Origin of the sequence: Gluconobacter sp. P1C6_b (assembly GCF_018811945.1) — a bacterium.
GTDB lineage: Bacteria > Pseudomonadota > Alphaproteobacteria > Acetobacterales > Acetobacteraceae > Gluconobacter.
Genome location: NZ_JACRVU010000064.1, coordinates 1 through 902, shown reverse-complemented (window position 1 = coordinate 902; position 902 = coordinate 1). Strand labels below are relative to the sequence as shown.

At 55.8% G+C, this 902-nt stretch carries 2 protein-coding genes; both read right to left on the bottom strand.

What is annotated here, in order from left to right; genetic code table 11:
• On the bottom strand, positions 1 to 310 hold a 310-nt coding region (locus tag KP701_RS16135), incomplete at its 3' end, for a transposase (RefSeq protein ID WP_215747913.1).
• A gap of 96 nt (positions 311 to 406) precedes the next feature.
• The coding region (locus KP701_RS16130; RefSeq protein WP_215747912.1) for an IS3 family transposase at positions 407 to 902 on the bottom strand (496 nt) is incomplete at its 5' end.

Here is a 902-nt window from a genome sequence, read left to right as displayed (position 1 = left end):
CCGAAATCTGGGCAGAAAGCCGTTTACGTGCCTCCACCATCTGAGCTCTGCGCACCGTCAGTGCCCGCAGAAACTGGAGCTTCTCATCCGGCAGTGTTCGTCCTGCTTCTGGACGAAAAGCCATAAAGCGCGCAATCAATTCCGCATCGATCTGATCGGTTTTCGCGCGTTTCCCCATGGCGAGTGCGAAAGCTTTGATCTGTGCTGGAGGCAACTGGACGGCATTGAGTCCCATACTGATGAGAACACCCCAGAGTGCCCATTCCTGTCCACCGGTTGCTTCAAATCCAACCGTGAGACCGTCCGGCATACTCTGAAGAGTTTCCAGTAATCTGGCATGGCCATCAGAGGTGGACCCGTCTGTTCGGACAGTTTTTGGGTTTGAATAAGCTATACCCGGTTATTGTTATGCCGCCCTTCTGACAGCGTTGCTGTTGGCCATCTGGTCCGGGGTTAACCCCGGACCAGATGATGTCGGCACGTCATGATACGCCTCATCGGGCGTACGTCCAGCCAGCGCCATATGCGGACGCCTTTCGTTATAATGGGCGATCCATCTGCTAAGCCCGGCCCTCAGCTCTGATCCGGTCTCGAACGCGTGCAGGTAGACGCATTCATATTTCAGCGACCGCCACAGACGCTCGATGAATACATTATCCAGCCATCGCCCACGCCCGTCCATACTGATGCGGATCTGACGCTCTTCCAGTATCCCGGTGAAACGGGGTGTCGTAAATTGCGACCCCTGGTCAGTATTGAAAATGTCCGGGGCGCCATAGCGCATGAGGGCATCCTGTAGCGCCTCGATACAGAACTCCACGTCCATCGTGTTCGACAGACGCCAGGACAGGACCTTGCGCGTGAACCAGTCCATGATCGCCACGAGATAGAGAAATCCCCGT